This window comes from Rhodoferax mekongensis (genome assembly GCF_032191775.1).
Classification (GTDB): domain Bacteria; phylum Pseudomonadota; class Gammaproteobacteria; order Burkholderiales; family Burkholderiaceae_C; genus Allorhodoferax; species Allorhodoferax mekongensis.
The window spans coordinates 3,198,226-3,224,624 of record NZ_CP132507.1 but is presented as its reverse complement, the minus strand read 5'-3'; the positions used below and the strand labels follow the sequence as shown (position 1 = coordinate 3,224,624).

General features: G+C 61.9%; 21 protein-coding genes. 9 read left to right on the top strand and 12 right to left on the bottom strand.

From position 1 onward, the window contains the following. Window positions 1-4 precede the first annotated feature (4 nt). Together parC and RAN89_RS15310 are read left to right on the top strand one after the other, a co-directional pair. On the top strand, window positions 5-2,410 hold the full coding sequence (gene parC / locus RAN89_RS15315) for a DNA topoisomerase IV subunit A (RefSeq protein WP_313867111.1): 2,406 nt from the start codon (window positions 5-7) through the stop codon (window positions 2,408-2,410). Between the two features lie 305 nt (window positions 2,411-2,715). Further along, complete coding sequence (locus tag RAN89_RS15310; protein WP_313867110.1) at window positions 2,716-3,654, top strand: hypothetical protein; 939 nt, start codon at window positions 2,716-2,718, stop codon at window positions 3,652-3,654. 262 nt (window positions 3,655-3,916) lie between these two features. On the opposite strand, the gene RAN89_RS15305 is transcribed toward RAN89_RS15310, so the two are convergent. The 4 genes from RAN89_RS15305 to RAN89_RS15290 form a co-directional block, all read right to left on the bottom strand. After that, window positions 3,917-4,372, bottom strand: a complete 456-nt coding sequence (locus RAN89_RS15305; RefSeq protein WP_313867109.1) for a DUF3617 domain-containing protein — start codon at window positions 4,370-4,372, stop codon at window positions 3,917-3,919. Between the two features lie 156 nt (window positions 4,373-4,528). Continuing rightward, window positions 4,529-5,968, bottom strand: coding sequence for an efflux transporter outer membrane subunit (locus RAN89_RS15300; protein WP_313867108.1), 1,440 nt, complete (start codon window positions 5,966-5,968; stop codon window positions 4,529-4,531). Then, the gene (locus RAN89_RS15295) at window positions 5,961-9,116 is read right to left on the bottom strand and encodes an efflux RND transporter permease subunit (RefSeq protein WP_313867107.1); all 3,156 of its coding nucleotides are present in this window, start codon (window positions 9,114-9,116) and stop codon (window positions 5,961-5,963) included. Before RAN89_RS15295 ends, RAN89_RS15300 begins: the two co-directional genes overlap by 8 nt. A gap of 19 nt (window positions 9,117-9,135) precedes the next feature. After that, complete coding sequence (locus RAN89_RS15290; RefSeq protein ID WP_313867106.1) at window positions 9,136-10,413, bottom strand: efflux RND transporter periplasmic adaptor subunit; 1,278 nt, start codon at window positions 10,411-10,413, stop codon at window positions 9,136-9,138. Window positions 10,414-10,601: 188 nt separating this feature from the next. Between RAN89_RS15290 and RAN89_RS15285 the strand changes: the two genes are divergently transcribed. Then, window positions 10,602-11,228 (top strand): TetR family transcriptional regulator, encoded by a 627-nt coding sequence (locus tag RAN89_RS15285; RefSeq protein ID WP_313867105.1) that lies wholly within the window; start codon window positions 10,602-10,604, stop codon window positions 11,226-11,228. A gap of 55 nt (window positions 11,229-11,283) precedes the next feature. On the opposite strand, the gene RAN89_RS15280 is transcribed toward RAN89_RS15285, so the two are convergent. Then, the gene (locus RAN89_RS15280; protein ID WP_313867104.1) at window positions 11,284-11,997 is read right to left on the bottom strand and encodes an AsmA family protein; all 714 of its coding nucleotides are present in this window, start codon (window positions 11,995-11,997) and stop codon (window positions 11,284-11,286) included. Window positions 11,998-12,049: 52 nt separating this feature from the next. Here RAN89_RS15280 and RAN89_RS15275 point away from each other — a divergent pair, with 52 nt between their 5' ends. Next, a complete protein-coding gene (locus RAN89_RS15275; RefSeq protein WP_313867103.1) occupies window positions 12,050-12,658 on the top strand; it encodes an IMPACT family protein in 609 nt (202 codons plus the stop codon). A 21-nt stretch (window positions 12,659-12,679) separates the two neighbouring features. Here the strand turns inward: RAN89_RS15275 and RAN89_RS15270 are convergent, their stop codons facing one another. Together RAN89_RS15270 and RAN89_RS15265 are read right to left on the bottom strand one after the other, a co-directional pair. Further along, window positions 12,680-13,060, bottom strand: coding sequence for an MAPEG family protein (locus tag RAN89_RS15270; protein WP_313867102.1), 381 nt, complete (start codon window positions 13,058-13,060; stop codon window positions 12,680-12,682). A gap of 30 nt (window positions 13,061-13,090) precedes the next feature. Then, window positions 13,091-13,747, bottom strand: coding sequence for a LysE/ArgO family amino acid transporter (locus tag RAN89_RS15265; RefSeq protein ID WP_313867101.1), 657 nt, complete (start codon window positions 13,745-13,747; stop codon window positions 13,091-13,093). An 81-nt stretch (window positions 13,748-13,828) separates the two neighbouring features. Between RAN89_RS15265 and RAN89_RS15260 the strand changes: the two genes are divergently transcribed. Next, window positions 13,829-14,725, top strand: a complete 897-nt coding sequence (locus RAN89_RS15260) for a LysR family transcriptional regulator ArgP (RefSeq protein ID WP_313867100.1) — start codon at window positions 13,829-13,831, stop codon at window positions 14,723-14,725. Window positions 14,726-14,776: 51 nt separating this feature from the next. On the opposite strand, the gene RAN89_RS15255 is transcribed toward RAN89_RS15260, so the two are convergent. After that, window positions 14,777-15,529: a substrate-binding periplasmic protein gene (locus RAN89_RS15255; RefSeq protein WP_313867099.1), complete on the bottom strand. Its 753-nt coding sequence runs from the start codon at window positions 15,527-15,529 to the stop codon at window positions 14,777-14,779. Window positions 15,530-15,634: 105 nt separating this feature from the next. Continuing rightward, a complete protein-coding gene (locus tag RAN89_RS15250) occupies window positions 15,635-17,866 on the bottom strand; it encodes a molybdopterin-dependent oxidoreductase (protein ID WP_313867098.1) in 2,232 nt (743 codons plus the stop codon). Between the two features lie 173 nt (window positions 17,867-18,039). Here RAN89_RS15250 and acnA point away from each other — a divergent pair, with 173 nt between their 5' ends. Continuing rightward, window positions 18,040-20,907: an aconitate hydratase AcnA gene (gene acnA, locus RAN89_RS15245; protein WP_313867097.1), complete on the top strand. Its 2,868-nt coding sequence runs from the start codon at window positions 18,040-18,042 to the stop codon at window positions 20,905-20,907. 18 nt (window positions 20,908-20,925) lie between these two features. Here the strand turns inward: acnA and RAN89_RS15240 are convergent, their stop codons facing one another. Continuing rightward, on the bottom strand, window positions 20,926-21,813 hold the full coding sequence (locus RAN89_RS15240; RefSeq protein ID WP_313867096.1) for an SDR family oxidoreductase: 888 nt from the start codon (window positions 21,811-21,813) through the stop codon (window positions 20,926-20,928). A 197-nt stretch (window positions 21,814-22,010) separates the two neighbouring features. On the opposite strand from RAN89_RS15240, the gene RAN89_RS15235 reads away from it, so the two are divergent. Beyond that, window positions 22,011-22,397 carry a winged helix-turn-helix transcriptional regulator gene (locus tag RAN89_RS15235; RefSeq protein WP_313867095.1) on the top strand — a complete coding sequence of 129 codons (387 nt, stop codon included), beginning with the start codon at window positions 22,011-22,013 and terminating at the stop codon, window positions 22,395-22,397. Here RAN89_RS15235 and RAN89_RS15230 read toward each other — a convergent pair. Continuing rightward, entirely contained in the window at window positions 22,394-23,011 is a 618-nt protein-coding gene (locus tag RAN89_RS15230; RefSeq protein ID WP_313867094.1) for a cation efflux transmembrane domain-containing protein, read from the bottom strand. The genes RAN89_RS15235 and RAN89_RS15230 overlap by 4 nt on opposite strands. 89 nt (window positions 23,012-23,100) lie before the next feature. Between RAN89_RS15230 and cadR the strand changes: the two genes are divergently transcribed. Next, complete coding sequence (gene cadR, locus RAN89_RS15225; protein ID WP_313867093.1) at window positions 23,101-23,559, top strand: Cd(II)/Pb(II)-responsive transcriptional regulator; 459 nt, start codon at window positions 23,101-23,103, stop codon at window positions 23,557-23,559. Here cadR and RAN89_RS15220 read toward each other — a convergent pair. After that, window positions 23,556-25,010 carry a sensor domain-containing diguanylate cyclase gene (locus RAN89_RS15220; RefSeq protein WP_313867092.1) on the bottom strand — a complete coding sequence of 485 codons (1,455 nt, stop codon included), beginning with the start codon at window positions 25,008-25,010 and terminating at the stop codon, window positions 23,556-23,558. The two genes, cadR and RAN89_RS15220, sit on opposite strands and share 4 nt — an antisense overlap. A 112-nt stretch (window positions 25,011-25,122) precedes the next feature. Between RAN89_RS15220 and RAN89_RS15215 the strand changes: the two genes are divergently transcribed. After that, window positions 25,123-26,322, top strand: a complete 1,200-nt coding sequence (locus RAN89_RS15215; RefSeq protein WP_313869412.1) for an FAD-dependent monooxygenase — start codon at window positions 25,123-25,125, stop codon at window positions 26,320-26,322. Window positions 26,323-26,399: the final 77 nt, after the last annotated feature.

Here is a 26,399-nt window from a genome sequence, read left to right as displayed (position 1 = left end):
AAACATGACTGACCAAACCACGCTTGATTTGATCCCCGACCCCGCTGAACCGACAGGCCCCGTACCGCCCGGCGACGATGGCGAACTGAACCTGGCCACCTACGCCCAGCGCGCCTACCTGGAATACGCGCTGTCCGTTGTCAAAGGCCGAGCCTTGCCCGATGTTTGCGATGGCCTCAAGCCCGTACAGCGCCGCATTCTGTACAGCATGGGCCGCATGGGCCTGGGCTTTGGGGGCGCCAATGGCAACGCCGGTGCCAAGCCGGTCAAAAGCGCCCGCGTGGTGGGCGATGTGCTGGGCCGCTTCCACCCGCACGGCGACCAATCCGCCTACGACGCCTTGGTGCGCATGGCGCAAGACTTTTCGCAGCGCTACCCGCTGGTCGATGGTCAAGGCAACTTCGGCAGCCGGGACGGCGACGGTGCCGCTGCCATGCGCTACACCGAAGCCCGCCTGGCCAAAATCACCACGCTGCTGCTCGACGAAATTGACCAGGGCACAGTGGACTTCCAGCCTAACTACGACGGATCTACTGAGGAGCCCAAGCAGTTGCCCGCGCGCCTGCCGTTCAGCTTGCTAAATGGCGCCAGCGGAATTGCTGTGGGTTTGGCGACCGAGATCCCCAGCCACAACCTGCGCGAGGTGGCCGACGCTTGCGTGGCACTCATCAAGAACGACAAGCTCTCCGACGACGAACTGTTCGCCCTGATCCCCGGCCCGGACTTTCCCGGTGGCGGCCAGATCATCAGCAGCGCCAGCGATATTGCCGATGCCTACCGTAGCGGCCGCGGCAGCCTCAAGGTGCGCGCCCGCTGGAAAATTGAAGACCTGGCCCGTGGCCAATGGCAACTGGTGGTCACCGAGCTGCCGCCCGGCGTGAGCAGCCAGCGCGTGCTGGAAGAAATTGAAGAACTCACCAACCCCAAGGTCAAGGCCGGCAAAAAGGCCCTGAGCCAGGAGCAAACCCAGCTCAAGGCCAGCATCCTGAGCGTGCTGGACGTGGTGCGTGATGAGTCCAACAAAGACGCCTTGGTGCGCTTGGTGTTTGAGCCCAAGAGCCGCACGGTCGAGCAACAGGAGCTGATCACCGCGCTCTTGGCCCACACCAGCCTGGAAACCTCCTCGCCCATCAACCTCACTATGGTGGGGCTGGACGGTAAGCCGGTGCAAAAATCACTGCGCCAGATGTTGGTGGAGTGGGTGGCCTTCCGCGCCAGCACCATCGAGCGCCGCAGCCGCCACCGCCTGGGCAAGGTGCTGGACCGCATCCACATCCTGGAAGGCCGCCAGACGGTGTTGCTCAACATCGACGAGGTGATTGCCATCATCCGCAACAGCGACGAGCCCAAGGCTGCGCTGATTGCCCGCTTCAACTTGAGCGACCGCCAGGCTGAAGACATCTTGGAAATCCGCCTGCGCCAATTGGCGCGGCTGGAAGCCATCAAGATCGAGCAAGAGCTGTCGGAGCTGCGCACCGAGCAAGGCAAGCTGGAAGAAATTCTAGGCAGCCCCGCCGCACTGCGCCGCTTGATGGTGAAAGAGATTGAGGCGGACGCCAAAGTGTTTGCCGACTCGCGCCGCACGCTCATTCAGGCCGAGAAAAAGGCTGTGGCCGAGGTGAAGGTGGTGGACGAGCCGGTGACGGTGGTGGTGTCTGAAAAAGGCTGGGTGCGTGCTCGCACCGGCCACGGCCATGAGGCGTCTACCTTTGCCTTCAAGGCGGGTGACGGCCTGTATGGCACCTTCGAGTGCCGCACGGTGGACACGCTCTTGGTGTTCGGCTCCAACGGGCGCATCTACACCGTGCCGGTGTCTGCACTGCCCGGCGGGCGGGGCGATGGCCAGCCGGTTACCACGCTGCTGGAGCTGGAAAGCGGCACACAAATTCTGTATTACTTTGCTGGCCCGGCAAGCGCGCAGTTGCTACTGTCCAGCAGTGGCGGCTACGGCTTTATCGCCAGCGTGGAGAACATGACCTCGCGCCAGAAGGCCGGCAAGGCCTTTGTGGGCGTTGGCGAGGGCGAGACCCTGTGTGCCCCCTCGGTGGTGTCGGGTGCGCAAGGCAAGGTCACCGTGGCGGGTACCCCCGCGACCGTGGTGGCGCCTGCGACCCACGTGGCCTGCGCGTCCACCGGTGGGCGCATCCTCACCTTTGAGATCACCGAACTCAAAACCATGGCCAACGGTGGACGCGGCTTGATGCTGATCGACCTGGAAGCCAAAGACACCCTGGCCGGCGCTGCCGCCTACACCCGCAGCATCCGCATCGACGGTATCGGCCGCGGTGGCAAAGAGCGCGACGAAACCCTGGAAATCCGCAGCCTCAACAACGCCCGCACAGCCCGTGGCCGCAAGGGCAAAGCGGCGGATTTAGGCTTCAAGCCGAACCGGATCACGCGGGTGGAGTGATGGAGGAAGCAGCCGGGTAGCCGGCTGCTTTGCAGCGGAAGCAGACCCTCGCGAAATCACCCGAACAGGGGATATTCATAAGCCGATGTAGACGTGAGAGTCGGCTAATGTTCGCCAAATTTCAATACTTACGACGTGCGGGGATTGTCGGAATTTTTATACCTGTACAAATGTACATGGAAATTACTTCAATCAAGGCAGCAAGCGGATTTCTAGCCTTTTCACCAAAGTATGTATCGTCATTGCCTGGATGTATCAACCGGGTTTTGCTGTCTACATTACGTTAGAAATTTATAGAGCAACTGATGCGTAGAAAAATAGAAGGTTTAGTGCTGCTCGGCAGCGCACTATTGGCATTGAAATGGATCATGGACCCTTCCGGACCATATGAGCCATTTCTTGCATTTATTGGGGCCGCGTGGGCTTTTCTCGACTTCTTCTTTGGAAAGCGCGAAGGTGCGCCGTCATACGCACCGAGTCGAATTGAACACACCCCCGCTCAGTCAAACAGCACGATCACCACAACGAAGCCCAGCATTCCGGCTCTTCCTCTTTTCACGTGGAATTCCACGTCTGATTTTTTTGCGGATCGATTCGCAAATGCCTTTCCAGGCCTACGCTCTACCGGATGGTTCAATGGACAGGAAGCGGTCGATCGGCTTGCGCTACTGCTTCAATCGCCGCTCACCTTCAAAAGCAAAGATCATGGCGTGACGAGCCCTATTTGGTGGTTTGGGCGCGGAAATCTTCAAGTTGAGGAATTCAAGCGAATTGATGCCAGAACTGTGTTGATAAACTTTGATGAATACAAGGTATCACGCTTGGCTGCAATCTACTCAACCAGCTGTAGACGGTTGTGGGTGTACGTAGAAACTGAGCCAATGGCACCAACAGGCCTATACCCAAAAACCCCGCAATATCTCGAAGCAGCAATAGCAAACTCTGAGACATACGCAGAGGAGTATGCAATTTTCGATGGTCAGCACAAAGTGACTCGCTCCGAATACGATGACGGTCACGCAAACATTGGTGGGAAAATCACTCCAATTGCAGGAAGCGCAGAGCTTAGGGTTCGACAGCTTCGCCCATATAACTTTGTGCTCTGCAGCCACGACTCACCAATAAACAACATCAACTTCGATTCAGAGCTCGAAAACTTCCTAGACGAGATGTTGCTTGACCCGTCAGCTTTTGATAAGTACTCAAGCCTAATTTCAAGGCTGCCCATCACTCGAAATGCGTAGCAAATGCAAAAATTCTAACTGTCGGTTCAACGCGGACGCCAACACTGGCCATGGCTTCGCCATTTTTATGGCCAGTGTTGGTGCCCTACGGCCTTCGGGCTCCGGCGCCGGTTAACCCGGGCGTTAACGTGCCATTCGGGTGACTGCTTCGAGGTGGTGGCAAAGACGGCTTCCAGCCTAAAGCCGACGCTCTTGCCCCCCCGCAACTTGCTCCCAAATCAATAGCTACTAGCGCAAACCCTGCCTGCGCTGGAGCCCAATTTCAATAAGAACAAACCCCCACCATACGCCCCGTCCACTTGCCGTACAGCTTCACAGGAACTGCCTGTCCACCGGCTGCGGGGGGCATCATGATGGTGCTGGTGGAGACGAGGTCGATGTCGTAACTCCGGTTGTCGTAGCGGCCGTCGACTTTCATCTGCACTTGGTTTTCGTTGGCGCAACTTATGGTGCCGCTGATCTTGCCCATGCTCACGGTCAAGCTTTGTACCGAGCATTGCGCAGCTGCAATTTGCTGGCGTGCATTGCTCTCCCAATCTGTCGCATCTTCTTTGGTCATGCAGCCCCGTGTGTCGCTCATGGTGCGCCAGTTGGTGCGGTCGACCGATAGTTTGGTGACACCCACCCACATGCCGGGGTCGGGGCGGATGTTGTCACCTGCGTGGGCAAAGGTGCTCACCAGGAGCAGGGCGAGGGCGGTGGGGGCGATGCGTGTCATGCGTGCAATTACTTCCGGCAAAAAGAAAGCCCGCAGTCTATGGACTGCGGGCTTGGGTGCCTATCCCCCAAACGGGTGATTTACGCCTGCTCACACTTGCTCCTGATTCAGGAGCTGCTCGCGCATATTCGACGGGCGCTAGCGCCCGATTTTTCTTTAAGGTTGGGCTGCCTTTTGCTGATCGTTAGCTTCGGTCCATCCACCGCCCAGCACTTTGTACAAGGTCACCAGGTTTTGCAGTTGCTGGGTTTGCACCTGCACTTGTGCCTGTTGAGCTGCGAATAAAGAGCGCTGAGCTTCCAGCACATCGAACGAGCTGGCCGCACCGGCTTTGAAGCGCAGGTCGGTCAGTTGCATGGTGGTCTGGGTAGCGACGAGCTGCGCGGTCTGGGCTTGCAGTTGCTCGCCCAGGGTGGCGCGGCCGGCCAAAGCATCGGCCACTTCCTTGAAGCCGGTCTGGATGGCTTTTTCGTACTGGGCGATGGCGATGTCCTTGTTGACCTTGGCAGCTTCCAAGTTGGCCTTGTTGCGGCCCGCATCAAAGATGGGCATCAGCAACTGTGGCGCAAAGCTCCAGGCGCTGGTGCCGTTGTTGAACAGCTGCTCAAGATCGTTGCTGGCCACGCCCGCGCTGGCAGTGAGCGTGATGCGCGGGAAGAAGGCTGCGCGTGCTGCACCGATGTTGGCGTTCAGCGCCAGCAAGTTTTGCTCGGCCTGGCGGACATCGGGGCGGCGCACCAGCAACTCGGACGGCACCCCGGCCGGCAGGTCACTCAAGAAGCCTTGTTCTGCCAGACCCAAGCCCGCAGGCAGGTCCGCCGGCAAGGGCTGGCCTACCAGCAGTACCAGCGCGCTTTCATCCGTGGCGCGTTGGCGGGTCAGTTGCGCCAATGACACTTTGGCAGCTTCCAGCTGGCTCTGGGCGGTGCTCAGGTCCAGCTTGGAGGCCGAATCGTTGTCGTACTTGAGCTGCATCAGGCGCAGGCTCGCTTGGCGAGTCATGAGGGTGTCGCGGGTAATGCGCAGCAACTCGTCGTCGGCCAACAGCGTCAAGTAGGTGTTGGCCACCGACGCAATCAGGCTGATTTGCACGGTCTTGCGGGCTTCCTCGGTCGCCAGCAGTTGCGCCTGGGCTGCTTGGCTTAGCGCGCGCACGCGGCCGAAGAAATCCAGCTCATAGGCCGTGACGCTCAGGCCGGCGGTGTAGCTGCTGGTGATGGCGCCGCTGGCAGCCGGGCCGCGGCTGCCGTTGATGCCAGCATTCACGCTGGGCAGCTGGTCAGCGCGTGCCACTTGCAGCTTGGCCCGGGTCGCGTCGATGTTGAGGGCTGCCACGCGCAGGTCGCGGTTGTTCTCCAAAGACAGCTCAATGAGGCGCTTGAGGCGCGCGTCTTTGAAAAAGCTTTGCCACTCAATGTCTGCTGCCGCTTTGATGTCGGCAGAGGGAGTGCTGGCTACCGCCACTTGGGGGAAGGCAGGCGCCACCGGAGCCGCGGGCCGGGTGAAGGTAGGGATAAAGCTGCAACCAGCCAGCCACAGCGCCGCCGACAGGGTGGCCAGATGCAGGGCAGGGCGTTGGAAAGAATGCTTACTCATGGGATTGCGCTCCGATCTGGTGTCCGTGTTCAACGTCGAATTGGTGTTGGCGTTCGCTGCCCTTGAAGATGCTGCGCACCACCACGAAGAAGATCGGCACGAAGAACACCGCCAGTATGGTGCCCGCTACCATGCCGCCGATCACGCCTGTGCCGATGGCACGTTGGCTGGCCGAGCCCGCACCGCTGGCAATCGCCAGAGGCAACACACCCAACATGAACGCCAGCGACGTCATGACGATGGGTCGGAAGCGCAGATGCGCTGCCGACAAGGCGGACTCGATCACGCTCTTGCCTTGGGCTTGCAAGTCCTTGGCGAACTCGATAATCAAAATCGCATTCTTGGCCGACAAACCGATGATGGTGATCAGACCCACCTGGAAGTAGACGTCGTTCGCGTAGCCGCGGAACAAAGTGGCCAACACGACACCGAACACACCCAAGGGCACGACCAGAATCACCGCCAGGGGGATGGACCAGCTCTCGTACAACGCAGCCAGGCACAAGAACACCGCCAGGATCGCGAAGGCATACAACACAGTCGCTTGCGAGCCGGCCTTCTTCTCTTCGCGGGACTGGCCAGTCCACTCAAAGCCGAAGCCTTCGGGCAGCTTTGCTGCCAGTTGCTCCATTTCGGCCATGGCCTCGCCGGTGCTGAAGCCGGGAGCTGCTGCACCGCTGATGCGCACGGCGGAGTAGCCGTTGTAGCGCACGGTTTGCATCGCGCCGGTCACCCATTGTGTGGTGGCAAAGGCAGACAAGGGCACTGCTTTGCCGCTGCTGTTGATGGCGTTGAACTTCAGGATGTCATCCGGCTGCATACGCGCCGTGCCTTCAGCTTGCACCACCACCCGTTGCAGGCGGCCCGCATTCGGGAAGTCGTTCACATAGCTCGAACCCAGCGCCGTGGAGATGGTGCTGTTGATGGCGCTGAAGCTCACACCCAAAGCGCTCGCTTTGTCGCGGTCGATGTCGATTTGCAGCTGCGGCGCATCTTCCAGACCATCAGGGCGCACTTGGGTGAGCACCTTGCTCTTGGACGCCATACCCAGCAGCTGGTTGCGTGCTCCGATGAGCGCCGCGTGGCCCTTGCCTCCGCGGTCTTGCAGGCGGAAGGTAAAGCCGGTGGCATTGCCCAATTCAGGAATGGGAGGCGGCGCCAGCGGGAAAATGAATGCATCACGGATACCCATGAGTGCGCCGAAGGCGCGGCCGGCCAATGCCTGCGCCGAATGCTCGGGGCCCACGCGCTGCGACCAGTCTTTCAGGGTCACGAAAGCCAATGCGGCATTCTGGCCCTGGCCGGAAAAGCTGAAGCCCAACACCGCCACCATGCCTTCGACTTCAGGTTGCTTGAGGATGAAGCCTTCCACTTGCTCCATCACTTTCAAGGTGCGCTGTTGGGTGGCACCCGGGGGCAGTTGCACGTTCACGATGATGTTGCCCTGGTCTTCACCCGGCAGGAAGGAAGTGGGCAAGCGCAGGTACACCACAGCCACACCGGCAATGATGGCTACATAAATCACCAGGTAGCGGCCGGCTTTTTTCAGCAAGCGGGCCACCAGGCTTTCGTAGCCTTTGGCGGTGGAGTCAAAGCGGCGGTTAAACCAGCCGAAGAAGCCGGTCTTGGCGTGCGCGTGGCCGGCCTCGACAGGCTTGAGCAGCGTGGCGCACAAGGCGGGGGTCAGCGACAAGGCCAGGAAGGCCGAGAACGCAATGGAGCTCACCATTACCGCCGAGAACTGGCGGTAGATGTTGCCCACCGAGCCGGCAAAGAAAGCCAGCGGCACGAACACGGCAATCAACACCACGGTCACACCGATGATGGCGCCCGAGATCTGGCCCATGGCCTTCTTGGTGGCTTGCAGTGGTGGCAAGCCTTCCTCGCTCATGATGCGCTCGACGTTTTCCACCACCACGATGGCATCGTCCACCACGATACCGATCACCAGCACCATGCCGAACATGGTGAGCACGTTGATCGAGAAGCCCAGCGCGAGCAGGGTGGCAAAAGTACCGAGCAGCGCCACCGGCACCACGATGGTCGGGATGATGGTGTAACGCCAGTTCTGCAAGAACAGGAACATCACCAGGAACACCAGCACCACGGCTTCGACCAGGGTTTCAGCCACTTGCTTGATCGAAATATTTACAAAGCGCGAGCTGTCGTAAGGAATGCTCCAGCTCATGCCTTTGGGGAAGTAGGCCTGCAGCTCGGTCATGCGGGCACGCACGGCTTTGGCTGCGGCCATGGCGTTGCCGCTGGGGGCCAGCTGCACGCCGATACCGATGGCAGGCTTGCCATTCAACCGGGCGGAGGTGGCATACGCCTGGGCGCCGAGCTCAATGCGAGCCACGTCTTTCAGACGCACGGCCGAGCCGTCGGCGTTGCTGCGCAGCGCGATATTGCCGAACTGCGCCACGCTGGCGAGCTGGCCTTTGACCACCACGGTCGCTGCGATGCTTTGGCCTGTGATGTTGGGCAGGTCGCCGATGGCACCGGCAGACACCTGCGCGTTTTGTGCGCTGATGGCGGCGTTGACTTCTGCGGTAGACAGGTTGAACGAGGCCAGCTTGGCCGGGTCCAGCCAGATGCGCATGGCGCGCTCGGTTCCGAAGAGCTGGGCCTGGCCGATACCGGGCAAGCGTTGCAACTCGGGCACGATGTTGCGCGAGGCGTAGTCGCCCAGTTCAATCGTGCTGGTCTCCGGGTCGTCAGAGGACAGCATGGTGAACATCAGAAAGTTGGAGCGCGATTTGTCCACGCGCACGCCTTGCTGCGTGACCGCTGCTGGCAAGCGCGGTGTGGCGCGTGACAAGCGGTTTTGCACATCTACCTGCGCGAGGTCGGCGTTGGTGCCTGTCTCGAAGGTCAGGGTGATGCTGCCGGAGCCGTCCGCTTGCGCGACCGACTCCATGTAGATCAGGCCGGGCGAGCCGTTCATTTCGCGCTCGATGACGGACAGCACGCTGTCCTCCAGCGTTTGGGCCGATGCACCGGGGTACGCAGTGTTCACGACGATGGACGGTGGCGCCACCGGCGGGTACTGCGAGATCGGCAGCTGGGTGATGGCCACGCCGCCCATCACCAAGATGAACAGCGAGATCACCCACGCAAAGATGGGGCGGTTGATAAAAAACTGAGCCATGGAATGTGCCTCTAGCGATTTATTTGGCAGCTGCAGATGCGGCTGCAGCGGGGGCGGAAGCGGATGCGGATGCGGATGCGCCCGGGGCGCCAGCGGGTGCGGCACCGGGAGTCCATGGCACGGGCTTCACGGGGGCGCCGGGCACCATCATTTTCTGGAAGCCGTCCACGATGACCTGGTCGCCTTCTTTCAAGCCGTCCAGAATCACCCACTGGTTGTTGATGGCATTGCCACCGAGCTTCACGGGGCGCGGGCCGGGCTTGCCGCCTTCGCCGACCACCAGCACGGTGTCGCCCTGGTTGGTGCGGGTCACCGCTTGCTGCGGAACCATGATGCCGGAGGGCAGCTCTGCCTGGGACAAGCGCACGCGCACGTACTGGCCTGGCAACAGCAGGCCGTCGGCGTTGGGCACTTCGGCGCGCAGGGTGATCTGGCCGCTGGTGGCGTCCACTGTCAGGTCGCTGAACAGCAGCTTGCCGGCCTTGGGCAGCTCGCTGCCGTCTTCCAGCACGATGCGCACCGGCACTGAGCCGTCGCCCGAAGCGCGCAATTGCTTGGAGGCAATGGCTTTGCGCAGGCGCAGCACTTCGGTGCTGGACTGGGTGAAGTTCACGTAGACCGAGTTGGTCTGCTGAATGGTGGCCAGGGCAGTGGTGTCAGAGGCTCCTACCAGTGCACCCTCGGTCACGGACGATTGGCCGATGCGACCGGAGATGGGGGCCGTGATGGTGGCGTAAGCCAGGTTGATGCGCGCGGTCTCCACTGCGGCTTTGGCCACACCCAGATCGGCTTCTGCCTGACGCTGGGCGGTTTGCAGGGTGGTGAATTCCTGCTTGCTGATGGCGTTGGCTTCTACCAGCGCCTTGTTGCGCTCCACTTGGGCGGTGGCTTGCGCCAGCGTGGCCTGGGCTTTCACCACGGTAGCTTGGGCGCTCTCGAACGCAGCGCGGTAGGGGGCAGAGTCCAGTTGGTACAGCACCTGGCCGGCTTTTACTTCGCTGCCTTCGCGGAAGGCACGTTGCAGCACCACGCCACTTACCCGGGCGCGCACTTGGGCCACGCGCAGGGCGCTGACGCGGCCGGGCAACTCCGACTGCAAAGCCACCACTTGGCTGGACACGGTCACTACACCGACTTCAGCAGGGGGCATGCCGCCACCGGGCGGGCCGCCGGCGCCCTGAGCGCCGTCTTTGGCGCCGCAGGCCACCAGGGCTACAGCCAATGGAATGGCCAACAAGGCCACACGGCCGGAGGAGAGAGCGGGTGAGGCACCCTGGGTCTGACGGAACAGCGACATACAGATTTCCCTTGTGACAGAGGTAGTTGGGGCGGTAATCGGGGGTGAGACTTGCCGGCGGCTTGATCTAGGGCAAACCCTCAAGAAATAGCGAAGCAGACCGCGACAATGGAGGTTAGTATACATACATGCACGAATGTATGTTTCGAAAAAACTACAATACCCGCACATTTTTATGAGGTCAATCCATGGCCCGCCGCACCAAAGAAGAAGCCTTAGCCACCCGCGAACTGATCCTAGACGCTGCTGAACGCGTGTTTCACCAGCGCGGGGTTTCGCGCACTTCCTTGCAGGAAATTGCCAAGGACGCGGGTCTGACCCGGGGCGCGATTTATTGGCATTTTGAGAATAAGGGCGAGCTCTTTCACGCCATGATGGAGCGGGTCACCCTGCCGATGATGGCCCGCTTGACCGAAATCACCCAGGACGACGAAGCCCGGCCACTGGACAAAATCCGCCGCAATACCGCTACCGCCTTGCGCCAGGTTGCCAACGATGCACAAGTTCGCCGCGTATTTGAAATCGCGATGCAGAAGGTGGAGTACGTCGATGAAATGCAGGAGATGCAGCAGCGCAAGATCAGCGGCCGCAACGAGTGCATGGATGACATGCAGCGCCTGCTCCAGATCGCCCAACAGTTGGGCCATATCAAGGCCGACGCACACCTGCGCAACGCCACCATTGGCCTGTTTGCGCTGGTGGGGGGCATCAAATACAACTGGCTGCTGGACCCGGAGGCCTTTGACCTCGAAGCTGTGGGCTTGGCTACGCTGGACGCCTACCTGGCCGGCTTGAAGACTTCGCCGGTGGTGTGATTGCTATCAAAAGAATAGCTGCTCGCGCATATTCCACCAGCGCAAGATGCGCTTTTTACTTGAAAAGTCCCTGCAAGGCGTCACCCGCACGGTTCAGTGCGCCGCCTACGGATTGAAGCAACTTGTCAAAGCTGACCGCAGCGGTCAGCCGCTTTTCCATGGCAGCCGCAATCCTCTGGCCCAGCTGCGCCGGGGTCAGGCCACCTTCGGCTTTGCCCAAGTCACGCAGTTGCAAGTCGGGCAATGCCACGGTGACGGTCTTTCCGTTCATGAAGGCCGCGCTGGCTTGCGCGCGGGCATTGCGCACCACCAGCTCCTGCACGATCAGCTTCTTGCCGGGGCTCGTGTTGGAAGACTGGCCTACGGCCTTGGCAATCTGGGCTTGTAGCGCATCAAAGTTGGTTTGCCGCTCGCCCTTTTCATAAATCACATCCGGTGCAATGACTGCAATTTTGCGGATCACCACCACGTCCGAGGCGAGTGAGCTGAGATCCAGCTCCAGCTCTATGCGGTCTGCCTGCACTGCATAGGGCGTTTTGAAGCCGGCGGGGTTACCGATGCGCAAGCCCCGCAGCTCGCCGCGGCCATTGGTGGGCTCCAGCCTGGCGGCTGCCACACTGACTGGCGCACCGGTGATCTCGCTGCCATAGCGGGTAATGGCTTGCTGCACCAGCCGGTCCAGGTTGCCATGCAGCCAATAGGCGCCACCGGCCAGAGCCGCCAGGAGCAAGATGGTCAGGGCCAGCAGAAACCGGGTGCGACGGGTCATGGATAGGGTTACGAAGGAAAAGGACGGTGCAGGCGGAATCTACACTCCGGTCATGGCGCACACGATAGCAAAACCCAGCAACAGCGAACTCATCGTCAAAAAGAGCCGGTTTATCGGCCGGGTGCAAGCGGTGGCGGATCGCGCTGCAGCGCAAAAGGTGGTAGCGGACTTGTGGGCCGAGCACCCCACCGCCACGCACGTGTGTTGGGCGCTGATGGCGGGTGGGCATTCGGCGGCCGTGGACGACGGTGAGCCTAGCGGCACTGCCGGACGGCCCATGCTGGACGTGCTGCGCCATCAGGATCTGGAAGGAGTGCTGGCCACGGTAGTGCGTTACTACGGTGGCGTGAACCTGGGCGCCGGCGGGCTGGTGCGGGCCTACACCGACACGGTGGCGCAGGCTTTGCTGCAAGCCGAGAAGGTGCCGATTGTGAAAATGCAGGCGCTGAAGTGCGCGGTGCCTTACCCTCTGGAAGGCCGCGTGCGCCGCGAGCTGGACGCTGCGGGTGCCACCTTGGGTGAGGTGCGCCATGGCGAGCGGGTGGAGCTGGTGTTCGCGCTGCCCGCCCACGCTGCTGCTGCTTTGGTGGCCCGCCTCAACGAGGCGGGTAGCGGGCAAGTGGAATGGATAGACCAGACCGATGCAGAACCGGCAGAGTGAGCTGCCTGCAGGCATTGGCGTTCAAGCTGCCATGAACACGCCCGCAACCACTGCGACCAACAGGCCCAACACCGGCAGGGCGCTGAGGGAATAACCCAAAGCGCGGGTTTTAGGGTCGGCGACATAGGCGCGCAAATAGATGAAGCGGCCCACCACGTAGACGGCGCCCGCGGCTGCCACCCACACCGGCGACCAGTAGCGCGCCGCCAGGTACATGGCGGGCACCAGGGGCACCAGCAGCTCCAGGGTATTCATCTGCACGCGGTAATAGCGCTCAAACGTTTCGTGGCCGGTGACGGCCGGCGCATGCACCCCGTAACGTCCACGGGCTTGGCCTACCAGCACTCCAAACCAGATGTACTGCGCGATCGCCACTGCGGTGACCAGATCCAACCAATTCATATGTGTCTCCTTGATGAAAGAGCGCTGAGCCTACAGCACTGTCGCTTGCGACCACAAGCTGTAGGCGATATGGCCCATCATCGCTGCGACCAGGAGGTCCAGCACCCGCCAGGCCACGGGGCGTTCAAACAGCGGGCTGAGAAGCCGCGCGCCGAAGCCCAGGGTGATGAACCACAGCGCGCTGGCGCCACCGGCTCCCACCAGAAACCAGCCCTGGGTGCCGGCAGCCTGCTTGGCACCGACCGCACCCACCAGAATCACGGTGTCCAGATACACATGCGGGTTCAACAAGCTGATGGTCAAAACCTGAATGACGGTTTTACGCAGCGTTTGCGGCGCGCCCTGGAGCTGCGCATGCATGGCATGCGGTGCCAGCGCCCGGCGCAATGCCGAGAGTCCGTACCAGCCCACCACGGCAGCGCCGGCCAGTGCCAGCGCGTTCAAGGCACGCGGATAGTTGCCCAGGGTAGCGGCCAGCCCGCTCACGCCGATGGTCATCAAGGTGATATCCAGCAGGGCGCATACGGCCACCACCGCAGCCACATGCTCGCGGCGCAGCCCTTGGCGCAGCACAAAGGTGTTTTGGGCACCGATGGCCATGATGAGTGACAGGCTGAGCGTCAGGCCGGTCATGACGCTGGGCAGTGCGGTGGTAAGCGTAGCCAGGAAGGCGGAGGGTTCTTGCATGGCGCAAGTATCGGATTGAAGTGCAGAAAATCACATGAAATCTGCTACGCTGGAATTAGCCATACTTCATTAAACCTGACCATGCTGGAATCCACATTGCTTGCCACTGTCGCCGCTGTGGTGCGCGAAGGCAGCTTCGAGCGCGCCGCGCGGGTACTGCACATCACGCCGTCGGCGGTGTCACAGCGCATCCGCCAGATGGAAGAGCGGGTGGGGGCGGTGCTTATCGTGCGGGGGCAGCCTTGCACCGCTACCGAGGCAGGTGCCCGCATCTGCCGCCACGCGGATTCGGTGGCCATGCTGGAGCACGATCTGCGGCGTGACCTGCCGGCCTTGGCCCCGGAAGACGCGCAAGCCGAGCACACCACCATCCGCATTGCCATCAATGCAGACAGCCTGAGTACCTGGTTCGTGACTGCCATGCGCGACTTCTGCGCGCAGAGCCAGGTGCTGCTGGATGTGGCGGTGGACGATCAGGACCAGACCAACGAATGGCTGCGCCGTGGCCATGTGTTGGCCGCGGTGACCTCGCACGCCAAGGCGGTGCAGGGCTGCAAAGTGCGCAAGCTGGGCACCTTGCGCTATTGCGCCACGGCCTCGCCTGCCTTCATGCAACAGCACTTCGCCGGGGGGGTGAATGCCGACACCCTGGCCCGCGCACCCAGTATCGTGTTTGACCGTAACGACCGCCTGCAGGAGCGATGGGTGCGCCGCCAGCTGCGCCGCGATGTGATGCTGCCGGCCCACCGCTTGCCTTCATCGCAGGCTTTTGTGGATGCTGCGCTGGCCGATGTGGGCTGGGGCATGAACCCGCTGCTCTCGGTGCAAGAGCATATGGACAAGCGCCGCCTGGTGGAGCTGGTGCCGGGTCGCGCGCTGGATGTGCCGCTGTATTGGCAAGTCGCCCAGCAGCCCTTGCCGGAACTGGAGCGCCTCACCCGCAGTGTGGTGGCTGCTGCAGGGCAGGCACTGCTCTAGGCGTTCTATGGAGCGAGGCAGGCTCTCGCGCCGGAAGGAGTCCGGGGCGTGTCAGCGTACAGAACGCTCTACGCCATATTTTTTGAAGATCCGGTCATACGTGCCATTGGCTTTGATGACCTCCAGCCCCTTGTTGAAGGCACTGATGATTTCGTGAGCCAACGGGTTTTGTATTCCCGCGGTGATGTAGAGGGGGTTGACTGCCAGAGGCGTTTTCACGAATTCAATCTGTTCCAGCATGTCGGGGCCGTCTGCAAAAAGGGCCGCGCGAGCCACGGTTTCGTCTTCGATGGTCAGGTCCAGGCGCTTTAGCAGGAGCTTCTGGACGTTGGTGGGGAGGTCTTTCCCGTTCTCCCGCACGAAGCTGCTGGACTGCCCGAAGGTTTCGCTGTACGCATATCCTTGGATAACGCCGATGCGCTTGCCCTCCAGGCTTTCCATTCCCTGAAAATTGAAGGGGTCGCCCTTGCGCTTGATGAAGCGGACATGGCCCACGGCAAACGGGGCGCTGAACAGCAGCACTTTCTCTCGGGCATCCGTTCGCCATGTGAAGGGGAGGATGTCGTAGGTCCCGTTCTTGACGCCCGCTTCGGCCCGGGCCCAAGGCACATACTCCATCGTCATGTCGTGGCCCTGCGTCTTGAAGGCCGCGCGGATGATCTCGATGCCCAAGCCGCCATCGGGATGCTTGGGGTCACCATAGGGTGGGTAAGGATCGCTCGCTGCGCGGAACGTCAGGGCGTGGGCGGCCAGCGTCAGGGACATGACCAGACAAGCCGTAGCCAAACGCAACGCTATTCTCATGGGGCTTTCCATCCTGTTCTTGAAGAGTCCGGACATCCTAAATGCCTTTTCAACCTGAGAATAGAGTCCGCCCCTCCAATCTTGACTATCTGGCCCCGGTCACCTTCATGCAGCTTCCATGGTGATGGCCACGCCGCCCAGCACGGCGTTGCCCGACAGCGGGTCGCGCAGTTGGTCATCGAGCAAGGCATTGATGTTGGCGCCCGGGCGCTCCGCCGCTACCCGCAGCTGCGCGCCCGGCAGGTTGTGGCCCCAGCCGTGCGGCAGGCTGACCACGCCGGGCATCATGTCGCTGCTGACCTGCACTTGCGCCTGCACACTGCGGTGCCCGTTGCGCAGGGTGGCCATGCCGCCGTCTTGCACTCCGAAGCGCACAGCATCGTCAGGGTGGATCAGCGCCGTGCAGCGGAAAGGACCTTTGGTCAGCGTGGGCAGGTTGTGCATCCAGCTGTTGTTGGTGCGCACATCCCGCCGGCCGATGATGACCAAATCGGGTGCTGGCGCCCGCAGATCCTGCGCGGCGCGCTCCAAATCTTGTAGCAAGAGCGGAGGCGCGAGCTCCACTTTGCCGCTGGGGGTGCGCAGCATTTCGGGAATGCGAGGTTGCAGCTCGCCCAGGTCAATGCCACCGCTGTCGCTGGCGGCCATGACCTTTTTCAGATTCAAACCTTCAGGTTTCAGGCCGAACTGGTCGCCGTAGGGGCCGCTGCGCAGTGCCACGTCCAGCCCGCGCTGGGGGCCGCGCAAGCTGCCGGTTGCTGCGATCACAGCAGCGGCATGGGGGCCGAACAGGCGGTTAGCGTCATCGGCAAACTGCTGGTCGTCGAGCAGGTTGGCGTCCTGCCGGGCGCCCTGGCCTTGCACGATGGCGGTCAGCTTGAGCAGGGTTTGCCACTCTTCGGGCTGGCCTTCGGGGCGGAGCAACACGGGTGCGCTGTAGCGCGCGTGGTTGCGCCACGAGAGTTGGGGGAAAGCCACGTCGTAGTGCAAGTCTTCGAGCGGCGAGAGGCCGGGCAGGATCACATCCGCATGGCGGGTGGTTTCGTTCAGGTAGATGTCCAGGCTGACCATGAAGTCCAGCGAGTCCAACGCTTTGGCAAGGCGCGGGCCGTCCGGGCTGGAGAGTACCGGGTTGGTAGCCACGGTAATCAGTGCACGCACCTGGCCCTCACCGGGTGTTTCGATCTCTTCGGCCATGCAGGTGATGGGCAGTTCGCCATACACCTCGGGTGCGCCGCTCACGCGGGCATGGTGGCGGCCTGTGCTCACGCCTTTGCCAATGCCGGGTTTGCCCATGGTGTTGCTGGCAAAAGCGGCAGACTTGGCGAACAGCATGCCGCCTTCCATGTCCAGGTGGCCGGTCAGGGTGTTGAGCACATCCACCAGCCAGCTGGCCAGCGTGCCGTACAGCTGGGTGCAGGTGCCAATGCGGGCATACACCGCCGCCTTGGGCGTGCTGGCAATCTGGCGCGCCAGGCTGCGGATGGTGTCGGCCGGCATGCCGCAACGAGACGCCGCAGCTTCCGGCGTGAAGCCGGCGACCGCTGCGCGAACCTCTTCGGTGCCTTGCACCCATGGCGCCACGCGTCCCAGGTTCACCAGGTTTTCGGCAAACAGCACCTGTACCATGGCCGCCAGCAAAAACACGTCGGCCCCCGGGCGGATGAAGTGGTGCGCGTCGGCCACGGCGGCTGTTTCTGTGCGGCGCGGGTCGATCACGATGAGCTGACCGCCCCGGGCCTGCAGCGCTTTGGCCTTGCCCTTGAAGTCGGGCACGGTCCACATGCTGCCGTTGCTGGCCAGCGGGTTAGCGCCAATCACCACCAGCAAATCGGTGCGGCTGATGTCGGGCAGGGCGGTGGAGAGCCAGTGGCCGAACATCAGGCCGCTGGCCAGTTGCTTGGGCATCTGATCCAGGGTGGAGGCGGAAAACACGTTGCGGCTGCCGATGGCGCGCGCCAGCTTTCCGAAGTAGGTGAGCAGGCCGATCTTGTGGGCAGACGGGTTGCCCACGGCCATGGCCACAGCGTGCTTGCCGTGCGCGGCCATGAGCGGCGGCAGGCGCTTCTCAATCTCGGCAAAGGCCTCGTCCCAGGTCGCGGGTTCGTGTTTGCCGTTGCGCTTGATCAGCGGAGTGCGCAGCCGGTCCGGGTCTTCATGCAGGTCTTTGAGGGCAATCGCCTTGGGGCAGATATAGCCGCGGCTCAGCACATCGGCCTCGTGCCCGCGGATGCTGATGACCTTCTGGTCCTGGACCTTGATTTCCAGCCCGCAGCAGGCCTCGCACAGAGGGCAGATACGGTGGTGGGTGTGCACGGGGTGGTTTGTCTCGCTCATGGTGCTGCTGCTTGGGGTTGCGGATGGTGCTTTATGGCCTGTGCAGAAGGCGGTGTCCAGTACGCACGTGACAAGTGGGTGCACACGCCCCTCGCCAGTGAAAAGCCACTGGTCACAGAACAGTCATTGTGCTGCTGACAGAATGTTTCTTTCATGTCCTTGGGGAGCCCCTAGTGCCACACGCATTCGCATCCACCCTCCGGCCTTTTGAAACGGCTGCCGGCAAAGCCGGGCAGCTTTACTCCTTGCCGCATCTGGCGCGGCAGTTTCCCAACATCCGGCGTTTGCCGCTGTCCTTGCGCATCGTGCTGGAGAGCCTGCTGCGCAACTGCGATGGCCGCAAGCTCACGCCCGCCCATGTGGCCCGACTCGCCAACTGGCAGCCCCAGGCGGAGCGCACTGCCGAGATTCCGTTTGTGGTCAGCCGCGTGGTGCTGCAAGACTTTACCGGCGTGCCTTTGCTGGCCGACTTGGCCGCCATGCGCAGCACCGCCGCCGCGCTGGGCGCGGACCCGGCGCGCATCGAGCCGCTGGTGCCGGTGGACCTGGTGGTGGACCACTCCATCATGGTCGATGACTACGGCCACAAAAATTCGCTGGACCTGAACATGAAGCTGGAATTCCAGCGCAACCGCGAGCGCTACGAATTCATGAAGTGGGGCATGCAGGCCTTTGACACTTTTGGCGTGGTGCCGCCGGGCTTCGGCATCGTGCACCAGGTGAACCTGGAGTTTCTGGCGCGCGGCGTGCACAAGGCCAAGCAGCCCCGCGCGGCCGATGGCAGCAAGCAAGCCGCCATCTACTACCCCGACACCCTGGTGGGTACCGACAGCCACACCACCATGATCAACGGCATCGGTGTGGTGGGCTGGGGAGTGGGTGGCATCGAGGCCGAGGCCGCCATGCTTGGTCAACCGGTGTACTTTTTGACGCCGGACGTGGTGGGCTTTGAGCTCACCGGCGCGCTGTGCGAGGGCGTCACCGCCACTGACTTGGTGTTGCGGGTAACGGAGATGTTGCGCCGCGAAAAAGTAGTGGGCAGTTTTGTGGAGTTTTTTGGCGAAGGCACCGAAAACCTGGCCCTGCCGGACCGCGCCACCATTGCGAATATGGCGCCCGAGTACGGTGCGACCATGGGCTTCTTTCCGGTGGACGCGCGCACCTTGGATTACTTCAAGGGCACAGGCCGTACCAAAGCAGAGATTGAGGCGTTTGAAGCCTATTTCCGCGCCCAAGGGCTGTTTGGCGTGCCGGGCGGCAAGAGCGCGTCTTCGGAAATGAAAAACATCGCCTACACCCGTGTGGTCAAGCTGGACCTGCGCGATGTAACGCCCAGCCTGGCCGGCCCCAAACGCCCGCAAGACCGCATTGAGCTGGGCTATGTGGCGGACAAGTTCACCGAGCTGTTCAGCCTGCCGGGCACGGCTAACGGCTTCAACAAAGACGCAGCCACCCTGCACACCCTGTACCCCGCGCCAGTGCCAGCAACTGCCAAAGCGGAGAAGCCTGCCAAAAAAGGCAAGGCGGAGCCCACGCCGCTGCTGGTGCAAAACGGCGATGTGCTGATTGCCGCCATCACCAGCTGCACCAACACCAGCAACCCCAGCGTGCTGCTGGCCGCTGGCCTGCTCGCCAAAAAGGCGGTCAAGGCGGGACTGACGGTGGCGCCGCACATCAAGACCAGCCTGGCTCCCGGCTCGCGCATCGTGACCGAATATCTGCAGGAAACCGGCCTCTTGCCTTACCTGGAGAAGCTGGGCTTTTCGCTGGCGGGCTACGGCTGCACCACCTGCATCGGCAATGCCGGTGACCTGGCGCCCGAGCTCAACGCGGTGATTACCGAAAACGACCTGGTTTGCGCGGCAGTGCTGTCGGGCAACCGCAACTTCGAGGCGCGCATTCACCCCAACCTGAAGGCCAACTTCCTGGCCAGCCCGCCGCTGGTGGTGGCCTATGCGATTGCCGGCAACGTGACCCGCGACCTGATGACCCAGCCGGTGGGGAGGGGCTTGGGTGGCAAGGACGTGTACCTTGGCGATATCTGGCCCAGCAGCGACGAGATCTACAAGATGCTCAAATTTGCGATGAACGGCAAAGCCTTCCGCGCCAACTACGCCAAAGTGAAGTCAGAGCCGGGCAAGCTGTGGGAAAAAATCAAGGGCGTGAGCGGCCAGACCTACACCTGGCCGGCCAGCACCTACATTGCCAAGCCGCCCTTCTTTGACAACTTTGCTATGGAAAAAGGAGCTGCTCGCGCAGATTCCACGGGCGCTAAGGCCTCAAAAGGTTCCAAAGTGTCGGCAGAGGCGGTGCAGGGTGCGCGCATCATGGCGCTGTTCGGGGACTCGATCACTACCGACCATATCTCGCCCGCGGGCAACATCAAAGAGAGCTCGCCCGCCGGCCAGTGGTTGCTCGCGAACGGCGTGCAAAAAGCGGACTTCAACTCCTACGGCGCGCGCCGCGGCAACCACGAGGTGATGGTGCGAGGCACCTTTGCCAATGTGCGCATCAAGAACCTGATGGTTCCGCCCAAAGAAGATGGTTCCCGCGAGGAAGGCGGTGTCACCGTGTACCAGGGCGCTGACGGCAGGGTAGAAAAGCTCTCCATTTTCGATGCTGCCACCCGCTACCAGGCGGCCGGCATTCCCACCGTGGTGTTCGCGGGCGAAGAGTACGGCACCGGCTCCAGCCGGGACTGGGCGGCCAAGGGCACGCAGTTACTGGGCATCAAGGCGGTGGTGGCGCAGAGCTTTGAGCGCATTCACCGCTCCAACCTGGTGGGCATGGGTGTGCTGCCCTTGCAGTTCAAGGCCGGCGAGAGCTGGAAAAGCCTGGGGCTGACCGGTGTTGAAACCATCAGCATCATCCCCGATGCCGACCTCACCCCCCAAAGCGAGGCGCAGCTGCTGGTAACCCGGGCAGACGGCACCCAAACCCACCACACCCTGCTGCTGCGCATAGACACCCCGGTGGAGGTGGACTACTACCGCGCCGGCGGCATTCTGCCCTTTGTGTTGCGGCAGTTGCTGGCGGGCTGAGTCCACCCCCTTTCCGGTTTAGCCAGCGAAGGCGGCCTTGTTGGCTTCCAGCCACTGCGCAAACGGCAGGGGGGTCTTGCCGCTCAGCTTCTGGAAATCGCCAGTCAGGTCTGCCACGCGGCCGGCCGCAGTGTTGGTGTCGAAAGACGCGAACACGGCTGCCAATGGCTCGGGGAAGCCGGCGCCCACCATGCCTTGAATCAGGCCTTCCAGAGGCACGTGCACCACTTGCAAGGCCTTGCCGGTGGCTTGGCTCACGGCAGCAGCGATGTCTTCGGTCGTGAAAGCTTGGGCGCCGCTCAGGGTGTAGGTGTTTTTGCCTTCGTCTTTCAGCAGGGCGGTGGCAGCCGCCAAGGCCAGGTCGTCACGGGCAATGTGCGCGACCTTGCCCTGGCCTGCGGCGGAGTACCACTGACCGCTGGCCAATGCGGAAGGCAAGGACATGAACAGGTTCTCAAAGTACCAGTGGTTGCGCAGAATGGTCCAACCGGCCAAGGGGCTAGCGGCAATGGCCTTTTCCGTGCCGGCATGGTCAGGGGCGATCAAGAGGGGTGAGTTGTCCGGCAGGGGCATGGAGGTGTAGGCCAGGTGCTGCACACCGGCGCTCACTGCGGCAGACACGGCGGCTTGGTGCTGTGCCAGGCGGCGGCCGGGGCGGTCCAGCGCGTCGGTGCTGATGAGCAACACACGTTGTGCCCCCGCAAACGCGGCTTGCAGGGAGGCCGCATCGTCAAAGTCGGCTGCGCGAACGGTCACGCCCAAAGCCGCCAGATTCTGCAAGCTGTCCACTTTACGGCTGGTGGCAATGATGCGCTCAGGCGCCACCTGGAGGGTGTTCAACAAATGATGGATGACGCGCTGGCCGAGGTGTCCGGATGCGCCGGTAACGAGAAGTTTGGAGCTCATGGTTTTGTCCTTGATAACGATGGAAATTAACGAATGCACCCGAGTGAATAGGTATTTAATAAATACCAACATTCACTTTTATCGTTGCTATTGGAATGGTACTCATGCGAAAATCAAGCACAAGTAGGGTGTGCAAAGTCACCTGGTTACCTTGAAGTAACCTGTTCAAAGCCTTTCAAGGCCATGAAGGAGAAACGATGTCCGTCCACAAATCCAAGGTTGACTGGGCCGAACGTTGCCCGATTCGTGATGTGCTGGAGCGCATGGGCGACCGTTGGAGCATGCTGGTGTTGCTGATGCTCAACGATCACCAGACCATGCGTTTCAGTGTGCTCAAAAATGCCATTGGCGACATTTCCCAGCGCATGCTTTCGCAAACGCTGCGCCGGCTGGAGCAAGACGGTCTGGTGCTGCGCACGGCCCATGCGACGGTGCCGCCACGGGTGGATTACTCACTGACTTCGCTGGGCGAGTCTTTCATGCAGCCCATGCGGCAGTTGCTGAATTGGGCGGACGAAAACCACCAGCTGGTGCGCGATGCCCGGGTGGCCTATGTGCCACCGCCCAAGCACGAGGCGCTTTAGCCCGCCAACTCCCGGCGGGCCTGGCGCATCACCAGCCAGCCGCCGTGCAGGGCCAGCGCAGCCATGCCGGCGGCCACCAGCAAATCCGGCCAGCCGCTGCCGGTACCGAGTACCCCTGCCGCGGCCAGCATGACCAGCACATTGCCGATCGCGTCATTGCGTGAGCACAACCACACGCTGCGCATATTGGCGTCGCCCTCGCGAAAGGCATAGAGCATCCACGCCACCGCTACGTTGGCCACCAATGCCAGCAGGCCGACCACGCCCATGGTGGTGGCATCGGGCACGGTGCCGGTGTACAAACCCCAGATGGCGCGGCCCAATACCAGGGCGCCAAAGCCCATCATGCACAGCGCCTTGACCACGGCCGCGCGGGCCCGCCAAGCCAGGGCGGCAGACAGCACTGCGAGTGATACGCCGTAGTTCAGCGCATCGCCCGCAAAGTCAATCGAGTCCGCCAAAAGGGATAGCGAGCCCGAGTGCCAGCCGCTGAACAGTTCCACGCCGAACATGGCCGCATTGATCCACAAGGCTGCCCACAAGACCCTTCGGTAGCGGGGCAAGTCAAGAATGCTGTGGGCAGCAGGGGTGTGGTGTTCGCAAGCGTGAGACATGGTGTTTCCTTTCAATGTTGCCATTGGAAACCCTGTAGCCACTTCAGGGTCAAGCGCTACACTGCAGCAAGGTTATTGCAGGGCACATCATGAAAATCGGCGATCTGGCCAAGGCCACCTGCACCCCGGTGGAAACCATCCGCTACTACGAGCGCGAGGGCTTGCTGCCCGCTGCCGCCCGCACTGATGCCAACTACCGTCACTACTCGGACGCCCACACCCGGCGCCTGCAGTTTGTCCGCCACTGCCGCAGCCTGGACATGAGTCTGGACGAGATCCGCGCACTGCTGGCGTTTCAGGATGCGCCGGGCGACAACTGCGCGGATGTGAATGCCTTGCTGGACGCCCACATCGGCCATGTGGCACAGCGTATTCGCGAGCTGCGGGCCCTGGAAAAACAGCTCAAGGGCTTGCGTGCACAGTGCCAGGGCGCACTCGATGCCGAGCATTGCGGCATTCTGGAAGGCCTCTCCACGCAAGCGCCCAACCCGGCAGGGCACGGGCATCTGCAAGGCACCCACCGCAAAGGGCAGGGGCACATCGCCTAGTTGCTGCGTCGCTCCAGCTTGGCTTCTTCGTAGAAGCGTCGCTTGGCGGCGTACATGCGCTGGTCCGCCAGTTGGGCGGTTTCCTCCACCTCAGCCGCACTATGGCAACTCGCCACGCCAATGGACAGGCTGATCTTCTGGCCGGGGTAGAACTGGTTGTTCATCTCCAGCATGGAGTCAATACGCTCTTTCAGGGCCTGGGCTGCGCGCTCGTCATGGCCTGCCATGAGGATCACAAACTCATCTCCCCCGGTGCGTGCCACACAGAGTGCCTGGCCTGCCGTGGCCTTGGACAGTACTTCGCCCGTGCGGCGCAGCATGGCGTCGCCGGCGGCGTGGCCGTGGTTGTCGTTCACATGCTTGAGCCCATTGAGGTCCATGGCCATCACGCTGAGTGGCCAGGGGCCTTTGCGGGAGATGCGGTTGAGTTCCTCGACAAAGAAAGCCCGATTGCGTAACTGGGTGAGTGCATCGTGCTTGCCCAAGTACTCCAGATAGGCCTCAGCCTTTTTGCGGGCGGTAATGTCCACCAGCGAGACCAGCACTTGGCTCCAATCCTGCTCATAGCCCGGTAGCACGGAGAACTGCATATGGATGTTGATCGGTTCCCCGTTGAGCGAGTAGTTGATCACTTCGCGGGTTTGAACAGTCTTGCCGTTCCACAAGTCCAGCAATTGCTCTGCAAACGAATGCTGCATCTCGTCGCGGAATACGCGCTCGAGTTGGCCCAATAGTTCCTGTCGGGAGCCGGCAGAAAACATTTGCAGGGTGTGCTGGTTCACATCCAGTACCCGGATGCGTTCCATGCAGCGGTGCACAAATTCCTGGTGCACGCTCAAAAAGGTCTTGAAGTCGCTGATGCCCGAAGACCGAACTTCATCCAGCAGACTTTTGACAGCGCTGAAATCTTCCACCCATATAGAAACGGGGGAAAACTCAAACAGGTTGCGCGCATACCGCTCGCTGGATTCGAGTAAGCCCTGTGCCTGGGTGTGTTCGGTGACATCTTCAATCGCTACCATGGCGCGACTCCAAGTGTCCTCATGGCCTTCCATGATCCGGATATTGATGCGCACATTGATGCGTCTGCCGTCCAATCCGTAGTTGACGGTGACACCCGAAAATTGCAAGTGTCCCTGCCAAAACGCCAGCAACTCGGGCAGCATGCGGGTGTAAGTGTCACCGCGCAGCACCTCCCCCAAGCGGTTGATCAGTTCCTCCTGACTATGGGCCGCAAATACTGCCAAGGTCTGGTGATTGACGCGAAGTACCCGATAGCAGTCCGCACAGGCTTGGGCACGGCGCGGGTCCGCGTGCAAGTGGGCTTCAAGGTCGGTAACGCCCTCCGCGCGCCACTGGTCGAATAGCTTCTTGAGCAAGCTGTAGTCTTCCAGCCAAAGGGAGATGGGGGCGGAGTCGAAGAGCAACTCAAAATCAGTTTGGCCGGCCATGGTTTTTATGGATGGGTTCAACGACGACCCCACTATAGCGCCGCAAGCCGCCTGCACGTGATTTGCGCTGCCTCAGTGTTTTCGCGGGGGCAACACGGCAGAATCCATGCCCATGAAAGACAACATGGTCATCGTGGGTGGGGGCATAGGCGGCTTGGCAGCGGCGTTGGCGTGCGGTCGGGACGAGGCTTTCGGCCCGCGAGGCCCAAGCCTGCGGCTCGTCGAGCAGGCTCCCGCATTCGGTGAAGTAGGCGCCGGCGTGCAGCTCGGCCCCAATGTGACCCGCATCCTCCACGGCTGGGGTCTGCAGCAGGCGGTGGCGGACGTCGCTGCTTTCCCGGACAGGCTGGAAGTGCGCAGTGCCCTCAGCGGTCAATTGCTGGGTACCTTGCCCTTGGGCGAAAGGGCCTTGGCCGTCTATGGCGCACCCTACGCCACCATTGCCAGGCAGGATTTGCACGCTCTTTTGCGCCAGGCCGTGGAGTCCCTTGGCGGTATCGACATCGACCTCAACACCCGGATTGCCAGTGTGGCCCCGGTGGGCGAGCGAGTGCAGATGCTCACCCATGACGGCCGCGAGCTGGACGCCAGCGGCGTGCTCGGTGCCGATGGCGTGTGGAGCGCACTGCGTCGCCAGCTGGTAGATGACGGGGCGCCCCGCGTGACTGGCCATCTGGCATTCCGGGCCATGGTGCCGCAGAGTGATTTACCCGCTGGTGTTCGCTCGCAGGTAGTCACTGCGTGGATGGGGCCGCACTTCCATGCCGTGCAATATCCGGTGCGCCGTGGCGAATGGCTGAACGTGGTCGTCATCGTGCACGGTTCGGTAGTGGGCGACCCATCGGTGTGGGACCACAGTGCCAACGCGGGCGAGCTGCGTGTTCGGCTGGCAAATGCCGGTGGCCCCTTGCTGGACCTGGTGCATGCCATAGACGATTGGCGCCTCTGGGCCCTGAGTGACCGCCCGCCCATGCGCAGCGCGCAAGACATGGCGCTGGGCCGACTCGCCCTGCTGGGCGATGCCGCGCACCCCATGCGCCCTTACCTGGCCCAAGGCGCAGGCATGGCCATTGAAGATGCGCAGCAACTCAGCTTGTCACTGCGATCCCACGCGGGCGATATGCCCGCCGGATTCAGCCACTACGCTGCGGCACGTTGGCAGCGCAATGCGCGGGTGCAAGCCCGCGCCATCCGCAATGGCGAGATTTTTCACCTGCGGGGCCCCATGCGCATGGCCCGCGATGTGTCGATGAAGTTGCTGGGCCAAAAGCTGCTGGATGTGCCTTGGCTGTATGCCTATAACATCAGTTGATGCATGTCGAGCATATGTCTAAATTATTTACAATTTTTAACAAGCAAATTGTAAAAATCACTCTTTCGGGTGAGGTC